6 protein-coding genes are annotated in these 8,688 nt (G+C 60.6%); all 6 read left to right on the top strand.

Going from position 1 to position 8,688, the window contains the following annotated elements; all coding sequences use genetic code 11:
• The coding region (locus ABF824_RS11515) for a phosphoribosylamine--glycine ligase (protein ID WP_415489134.1) at positions 1-752 on the top strand (752 nt) is incomplete at its 5' end.
• A 236-nt stretch (positions 753-988) separates the two neighbouring features.
• The gene (gene tkt / locus ABF824_RS11520) at positions 989-3,070 is read left to right on the top strand and encodes a transketolase (protein WP_415489148.1); all 2,082 of its coding nucleotides are present in this window, start codon (positions 989-991) and stop codon (positions 3,068-3,070) included.
• A gap of 93 nt (positions 3,071-3,163) precedes the next feature.
• Positions 3,164-6,019, top strand: a complete 2,856-nt coding sequence (locus ABF824_RS11525; protein ID WP_415489136.1) for a bifunctional transaldolase/phosoglucose isomerase — start codon at positions 3,164-3,166, stop codon at positions 6,017-6,019.
• A 24-nt stretch (positions 6,020-6,043) separates the two neighbouring features.
• Positions 6,044-7,042, top strand: a complete 999-nt coding sequence (gnd, locus tag ABF824_RS11530; protein ID WP_415489138.1) for a phosphogluconate dehydrogenase (NAD(+)-dependent, decarboxylating) — start codon at positions 6,044-6,046, stop codon at positions 7,040-7,042.
• Between the two features lie 29 nt (positions 7,043-7,071).
• Positions 7,072-7,938, top strand: a complete 867-nt coding sequence (locus tag ABF824_RS11535; protein WP_415489140.1) for a Cof-type HAD-IIB family hydrolase — start codon at positions 7,072-7,074, stop codon at positions 7,936-7,938.
• A complete protein-coding gene (gene pgl / locus ABF824_RS11540) occupies positions 7,938-8,687 on the top strand; it encodes a 6-phosphogluconolactonase (protein ID WP_415489142.1) in 750 nt (249 codons plus the stop codon). Before ABF824_RS11535 ends, pgl begins: the two co-directional genes overlap by 1 nt.
• Position 8,688 lies beyond the last annotated feature (1 nt).

Below are 8,688 nucleotides of genomic sequence, written 5' to 3' on the forward strand. Positions count from 1 at the left end.
ATGCTGGCCACTCGGTGGTCATCGAAGAATGTCTGGTGGGCGAGGAAGTCTCACTCTTCGCCTTCTGTTCCGGTGAGACGGCGGTGCTGATCGGCGCGGCGCAGGATCACAAACGCATCGGCGATGGTGACACGGGACCGAACACCGGAGGTATGGGGGCAGTCTCACCACCAGCCGGGTTCGACCGCGCAGCGCAGGAAAAGGCGCTCGACATTCTGGTGCGTCCGATGCTGGCGGAGATGGTGAAGCGCGGAACGCCGTTCCGTGGCGTGATCTTTGCGGGGCTGATGCTGACGGCCGAAGGGCCGAAGCTGATCGAATACAATGTGCGTTTCGGCGACCCGGAGGCGGAAGCGCTGCTGCCGCGTCTGACATCCGATCTGCTGCCCGCGCTGGTGGCGGTGGCAAAAGATTCGCTGGCTGATGTGCAGATCACGTTTTCCGATGATGCCTCTGCGGTGGTGATCATGGCGGCGAAGGGTTATCCGGGCGACTATGTGAAGGGTGGGCTGATCGAAGGCATTGAGCAGGCCGAGGCCATTCCGGGTGTGCGCGTGTTTCAGGCCGGCACGGCCCGCGATCCGCAGGGACATCTCGTGGGCGCCGGAGGACGGGTGCTTGCTGTGTGTGCGACCGCTCCAACCCTGAAAGAGGCTATTGCAGGAGCGTATCAGGGTGTTGGGGCCATCCGCTGGCAGGATGCGGTGTGGCGACGGGACATTGGAGCGCGGGCGTTGGCTGCTGCTCAGTGAGTTTGGTGCTGCTCACAAAGCCGTGACTTCCGGAACTGGAGTGGGTCTGCCGGCTTGAAGCGGCAGATCCGTTTGCGAAACGTTCACGTCTGCCGCCTTGCCGGGGCTGGAGGGCGTGTGATTGTATGGCCCGTCGTGCCGGATGTATCTCCGCCACGGGCCAGATTGATAGAGGATCGTTTTATATGCGTTCTTTCCATGCCACTGAGTGGGGCGCTGCAGATGCCATGGCCGGTATGATCCGTGCTCCCGAGACGGGTGACGCATCTGGACACACGATTGACCGCACCTGCATCGACACGATCCGCACGCTGTCGATGGACGCGGTGCAGAAGGCGAATTCCGGGCATCCCGGCACGGCCATGGCGCTCGCCCCGGTGGCCTACACACTGTGGCAGGACGTGCTGAGCTACGACCCGGCCAACCCGATCTGGCCTGCCCGTGACCGCTTCGTGCTGTCCGTCGGCCATGCGTCGATGCTACTCTATTCGCTGATCTGCCTCAGTGGCATCCGCGACGTGAAGAACGGCAAGGTGCTCAATGCGCCGTCTCTCACGGTCGAGGATCTTGAGCAGTTCCGTCAGCTTGATTCGAAGACGCCGGGGCACCCGGAATATCATCATACGGCAGGCGTCGAGACGACCACCGGTCCGCTCGGGCAGGGCTGCGGCAATTCCGTCGGTATGGCGATCGCCGAGAAATGGCTGGCCGCTCGCTTCAACAAGCCGGGTTTCCCGCTGTTCGACTATCATGTTTACGCGCTGTGCGGTGACGGCGACATGATGGAAGGTGTGTCGAGCGAAGCGGCTTCCACAGCCGGTCACCTGAAGCTCGGCAATCTGATCTGGATGTATGACGCCAACCAGATTTCCATCGAAGGCTCGACCGATCTCGCCTTCACGGAAAATGTCGGCAAGCGGTTCGAGGCTTATGGCTGGCAGGTCCTGACGCTGAAGGACGCCAACGACACGGAGGCGTTCAAAAAACTGCTGGTCGAGGCGAAGGCGGAAACTGATCGTCCGACGATGATCATTGTTCATTCCATCATTGCCTACGGTGCACCGAAGAAAGCCGGCACAGCCGCCGCTCATGGCGAGCCGCTGGGCGTGGACGAAATCACAGCGACCAAGCGTGCCTATGGTTGGCCGGAAGACAAGTCGTTCTACGTGCCGGAAGGCGTGACCGAGCATTTCCAGGCAGGACTGGGCGCACGCGGTGCAAAAGCCAGCAAGGCATGGGATGATCTGTTCGCGGCCTATCGCAAGGAATTTCCGGATGAGGCGGCGGAACTTGATCTGATCCTGTCCGGCGGACTGCCGAAGGGCTGGGATGCCGACATTCCGACCTATCCTGCGGATGCAAAAGGCATCGCCAGCCGCGCCAGTTCTGGCGAAGTGCAGAATGCCATTGCGAAGCACATACCCTGGCTCGTTGGTGGCTCCGCCGATCTTGCGCCTTCCACCAAGACGCTGATCAAGGACGGCGGCGCGTTCCAGCCGGAAGCATGGGGCGGCAGCTATGCCGGTCGCAACTTCCACTTCGGTGTGCGCGAACACGCGATGGGTTCCATCGTCAACGGTATGGCACTCTCAGGTCTGCGGTCCTATGGCGCCGGCTTCCTGATCTTCTCCGATTACATGAAAGCGCCGATCCGCCTCTCGGCCCTGATGCATCTGCCGACCATCTATATCTTCACGCACGATTCCATTGGTGTGGGTGAAGATGGCCCGACGCATCAGCCGATCGAGCAGCTTGTGCAGCTTCGGGCGACACCGGGCATTGTCACCTTCCGTCCGGGTGACGCCAATGAGGTCGCAGAAGCATGGCGCACGCTGATACCGTTCCGTGACCGTCCCGCCGTGCTGGCCTTGAGCCGCCAGAACCTGCCGACGCTGGATCGCAGCAAGTATGCGTCCGCCGCTGGTGTGGCGAAGGGCGGTTACGTTCTTGCCGACAGCGGCAAGGCACCATCCGTCATCCTTATCGCCACGGGTAGCGAACTGTCTCTGGCCGTCGAAGCCTATGAGAAGCTGGTGGCTGAGGGTGTTGCAGCGCGCGTCGTCTCCATGCCGTCGTGGGAACTGTTCGAGGAGCAGCCACAATCCTACCGTGATGAGGTGCTACCGCCTTCCGTCACAGCGCGTGTGGCTGTCGAGGCGGCGTCTCCCATCGGCTGGCATCGTTATGTCGGTCTCACGGGAGAGGTCGTGTGCATGAACGGCTTCGGCGCATCGGCTCCGGCTTCTGCCCTGATGAAGAAGTTCGGCTTTACGGTTGACGCCGTGCTGGACGCTGCCCGTCGGCAGCTGGCGCTTTAAGAAACCAGCCCTGCATCCGGGTTCGGGTGCAGGGTTTTTTATTGAATGAATTGATCGGCAGGTTCCGTTGCTGCTGCCGGGGAGAATTGCTCGATGAACGCCTCATCCGTGAACGGAAAAAGCCCTTTGCGCGCCCTGGAACAGTTCGGGCAGTCACCCTGGCTGGATTTTGTGCGGCGGGGCTATACGCGGGACGGGTCTATGGCGGCCCTCATCGAGCAGGATGGCGTCAAGGGCGTGACGTCCAACCCGGCGATCTTTCAGAAGGCGATGGGTGAAGGCACGGATTACGATGCCCAGATCAAGGACGTTCTCGCCAAGGAGATCGTCTCTGCCGGTGAACTGTATGAACGTCTGGCGGTGGAAGACATTCGGGAAGTTGCCCACCTGCTGAAGCCGGTTTTTGATCAGACCAAAGGTCTCGACGGTTACGTCAGTCTTGAAGTCTCTCCCTATCTGGCGCGGGACACGGCAGCGACCATCGAAGAAGCCGGACGTCTCTGGACGGCTGTTTCCGAGCCGAACCTGATGATCAAGATTCCGGCGACGGAGGAAGGTCTACCGGCGATCCACCAGAAGATCGCGGACGGCGTGAACATCAACGTCACGCTGCTCTTCTCGCTTGAGCGATACAAGGCCGTGGTCGAGGCCTGGATCTCCGGTCTTGAAGCGCGTCAGAAGGAGGGCAAGAGCGTCGCCGGCATTGCGTCCGTCGCCTCGTTCTTCGTCAGCCGTGTGGATGGAAAAGTCGATGGCGAGATCGACCGTCGCATCAAGGCTGGCGACAAGGACGCCGAGGCTCTGAAGGCCATTCGTGGCAAAGTCGCGATCGCCAATGCGAAGATGGCCTACCTGCACTGGCAGGAGATTATGAAGAGCGAGCGCTGGGCGAAGCTGAAAGCGGCTGGCGCACAGCCGCAGCGTCTGCTCTGGGCTTCGACTGGCACCAAAGACAAGGCCTACAGCGACGTTCTGTATGTCGATGGACTGATCGGGCCGGAAACGGTCAATACGCTGCCGCCCGCGACGCTGGATGCGTTCCGTGATCATGGAACGGTGCAGCCCACGCTTGAACAGAATGTCGATGCCGCGAAGCACGTTATGACGGAGGTGAAGCGTCTTGGCCTCGACCTCGACGGCATGACGACGAAGCTGGTGGAGGAAGGCGTTGTCTCGTTTGAAGAGGCGTTTGATGGACTGCTTGGTTCCGTCGCGAAGAAGCAGAACGAATTTCTCGGCAACAAGCTGACGGAAACGAAGTTCTCGCTGCCGAAAGAATTCGATGACGCTGTGAAAGCGGGCCTTGATGCATGGCGCAAGGACGGCATCATCCGCCGCCTGTGGGCGAAGGACGCCTCGGTCTGGACGAACGGGCCGGAAGCGAAATGGCTCAACTGGCTCGGTATTGTTGCTGACCGTCTGAAACATCTTCCGGAACTGGAAGCGTTCCAGAAAGAGGTAAAGGCGCGCGGATTCAAACAGGTGCTGCTGCTGGGCATGGGCGGCTCAAGCCTTGGCCCGGAAGTGCTGGCCATGACCTTCGGCAAGCACGAGGGGTACGGTCATCTCTACGTGCTGGACAGCACCGATCCGCAGCAGGTCCGGACGTTCGAAGGTAAGATCGACCCGAAAGAGACGCTGTTCATCGTCTCCTCCAAATCCGGTTCCACGCTGGAGCCGAACATCATGCTGTCCTACTTCCTCGATGTCGCGAAAAAGGCGCTCGGCGAGAAGGCTGGTGAGCATTTTGTCGCTGTGACGGACCCCGGTTCGGCACTGGAGAAGAAGGCGGCTGCCGACGGTTTCTGGAAAGTTTTCCACGGCGACAAGCAGATTGGTGGCCGTTATTCCGTGCTGTCGAATTTCGGCATGGTCCCGGCAGCTGCTTCCGGTGTGCCTCTGAAGCTGTTCCTTGAGGATGCGCTTCACGGTGTGAAAGCGTGTGACGGCAGCGTGCCCGCCGCGGTCAATCCGGGTGTACTGCTCGGCACGGTGTTCGGGATCGGTGCGGAGAAATTCGGTCGTGACAAGATCACCATCATCGCCACCAAGCAGGTGATGGATTTCGGCGCATGGGCCGAGCAGTTGATCGCAGAGTCCACGGGCAAGCTCGGCAAGGGCCTGATCCCCATCGACGACGAGACGCTGGCGGGTCCGACGCATTACGGCAAGGACCGTCTGTTCATCTATTTCCGTCTGGCCAGCGAGCACTCGCATGAGCAGGACGAGGCCGTGAAAACTCTGATCGACGCGGGCCAGCCGGTTGTGACGGTCAATCTGCATGACCGCCGCCAGATCGCACAGGAGTTCTTCCGCTGGGAGATCGCCACGGCGGTCGCGGGCGCGTTCCTCGGCATCAACCCGTTCGACCAGCCGGATGTCGAAGCCAGCAAGATCGAGACCAAGAAGCTGACGGCTGCCTATAACGAGACGGGTTCGCTTCCAGCGGAGTCACCTTTCGCGACGGATGGCGATCTGGAGTTCTTCGCCGATAAGAAGAATACCACAGCGTTGAAAGGCGACACGGCGCAGGCGATCCTCAAGGCGCATTTCGATCGCGTAAAGGCAGGCGATTATGTCGGTCTGCTAGCCTATATCGAACGCGACCGGAACAGCATCGAGTGGATCCAGCACACACGTCTGGCCATCCGTGACGCCAAGACGATCGCGACAGCAGCCGAGTTCGGCCCGCGCTTCCTGCATTCCACGGGACAGGCTTACAAGGGCGGCCCTGACAGCGGCGTGTTCCTCCAGATCACGGCGGATGACGCGCATGATCTGCCGGTGCCGGGTGAGCGTTACAGCTTCGGTGTGGTGAAGGCGGCGCAGGCACGTGGTGATTTCGACGTGCTGGCCGAACGTGGACGGCGTGCGCTGCGCGTGCATATCAAGGGCGATCTGAAAAAGGGTCTGGCGACGCTCGCGGCCGCTATCAAGGCTGCGATCTGAGCCGAGAAGGAAAAGAACAGAGACATGCAGATCGGAATCGTTGGCCTTGGCCGCATGGGGGGCAACATCGCCGTTCGCCTCACCCGTCATGGGCATGATGTTGTCGTTTATGACCGTGATCCTGCCACAGTGACGAAAACAGTCGAGCGGGCGGAAGCCGGTCGGGCCGTGGGCGCGTCCAGCGAAGCCGAACTGGTTTCGAAGCTGACGGGCGAGAAGAAGGTCGTGTGGCTGATGCTGCCGGCGGGCGCGATCACCGAAGCCTCCGTGCAATCGGTGGGCGCGCTGCTCGGAGCAGGCGATATTCTCATTGATGGCGGCAACACCTACTACAAGGACGATCTGCGTCGGGCCGCCCAGTTGGTCGAACGCGGTATTGATTACGTCGATGTCGGCACATCCGGCGGTGTGTGGGGCCTTGAGCGCGGCTATTGCATGATGTTCGGTGGTCCGGCAGGCGCGGCGGAACATCTCGATCCGATTTTCAGCGCCCTGGCACCGGGCAAAGGCGATATCCCCCCAACGCCGGACCGGGATCGGGAAGGCCTCGATCCTCGGGCCGAGCAGGGCTATCTTCACTGTGGCCCGGCAGGTTCGGGGCATTTCGTGAAGATGGTCCATAACGGCATCGAATACGGCATGATGCAGGCCTTCGCGGAAGGCTTCGATGTCATGAAGAGCAAGGACTCTCCGCTTCTGCCGGATGATGAGCGTTTCACCCTGAACATGGCCGACATTGCCGAGGTCTGGCGACGTGGCAGTGTTGTGTCGTCCTGGCTGCTCGACCTGACGGCCGAGGCGATGGCGAAAAATGGTGAACTGTCCGAATTCAGCGGCGAAGTTCAGGATTCCGGCGAGGGACGTTGGACCATCGAGGCTGCGATCGAGGAAGCTGTGCCGGTGCCGGTGATGACGGCGGCGCTGTTCACCCGCTTCCGGTCCCGCAGCGGCAACACCTATGGCGAGAAAGTGCTGTCCGCCATGCGGTTCGGCTTCGGCGGCCACGTTGAAAAGAAAAACTGAAAACCATCCGTGCTGTCTGGAGTATTTCTGTGAAAGTTGATGACATCGCAAGGCATGACGCCAAGCCGGCTCCAACCAGCGTGGTGCGTCTTGTCGTCACCGACATGGACGGGACGCTGCTGACGCCGGAAAAACAGCTCACGCGGGCGACTGTGGAGATGATCGGCAGGCTCACCGCTGCTGATGTGCCCGTATGTCTGGTCAGCAGTCGGGCTGTGCCGGGCATCGTGCGGTATCATGATGTTCTGAAACTCACGACGCCCTACGCCGCTATGAATGGCGCCATCGTCCGCGACGGCAGTGGTCGCACTCTCTCATCTCTGGTGCTGCCGAAAGATGCCGTCAAAGCGACATTGGACATGTGCAGCGTGCATGAAGTCGATGCGTGGCTGTTTTCCGGGGTCGACTGGATCGTGCGCGACGCGACGGCAGGGTACGTCCCGCAGGAACAGAAGGCTCTTGGCGTAGCACCGAAGCAGGTGGCTGATTTCGGTCCTTGGGAAGACAAGGTTGGCAAGATCACCTGTTCCAGCGCGGACTATGATTTGTTGGCGCGTCTTGAAGGTGAGACCGGCCAGATGCTGGAAGGGCAGGCAAGTGTCGCTCTGTCGGCGCAGTATTATCTTGATGTGACGCCGTTGGATGCCAACAAGGGTTACGCATTGCGCGAGATCGGGCGACTGATGGGCGTGGAGCCGCACGAAATCGCCTGTCTGGGTGACATGCCGAACGATGTGCCAATGCTCGATATCGGCGGGCTTTCCATTGCGATGGGCAATGCGTCGGACGAGGTGGCTTCCCATGCGCATTTCGTGACCGACACCAATGAGAATGACGGGTGGGTCAAGGCGATTGAGAAGTGGGTGTTGCCCCGCATTCCTCCGCAGGCAGACTGATGAGAGGGCATGACGTCATATCGGCGCGGGCGGTCGTGCTCGACAGCGCGGATGCCGTTGCCTCTCATGTGGCGGCATTCCTGCTGGAACAGTCGCTGAAAACACAGGGTGTTTTTCGCGTAGCCCTGTCCGGGGGCTCCACGCCAAAGAAACTTTATACGCTGATGGCACAGCCCGGTTATGCTGCGCAGTTCCCATGGGAGCGTGTGCAGTTCTTTTATGGTGATGACCGTTTCGTGCCTCGTAGTTCACCGGACAATAACGGTGGGATGGTTCAGGACATCCTGTTTTCGCGTGTGCCGGTTCCCTCGGGAAACATCTTTCCCATGCCGGACAGTGGCGATCCGGATGACGCGGCCGCTGCTTATGAAGCGGCATTGAAGCGTGTCTATGGCGCTGATCATCTGGAACAAGGGAAACCGCTGTTCGATGTCGTGCTGCTCGGGCTCGGTGAAAATGGACACACTGCGTCTTTGTTTCCACGACAGCCGGTTTTGAAGGAAAAGACGCGCTGGGTGGCATCATGCGTGCCGGACGATGCGCCGCATACCCGTCTTACGCTGACTTATCCGGCGATTGCTTCCAGCCGTCACGTCCTGTTTCTCGTGACCGGGGCTTCCAAGGAGGCGGTTCTGAAGCGGGTGCGTGCGGGTGATCCTGCGGAACCGGCAAGTCATATTCGCTCGGAAGGCGAGATCGTCTGGGTTATGGACAGGGATGCAGCGGGCAGGCATCCCGAGGGAGAGTGAC

Origin of the sequence: Acetobacter sp., assembly GCF_047721705.1 — a bacterium.
Taxonomy (GTDB): domain Bacteria; phylum Pseudomonadota; class Alphaproteobacteria; order Acetobacterales; family Acetobacteraceae; genus Acetobacter.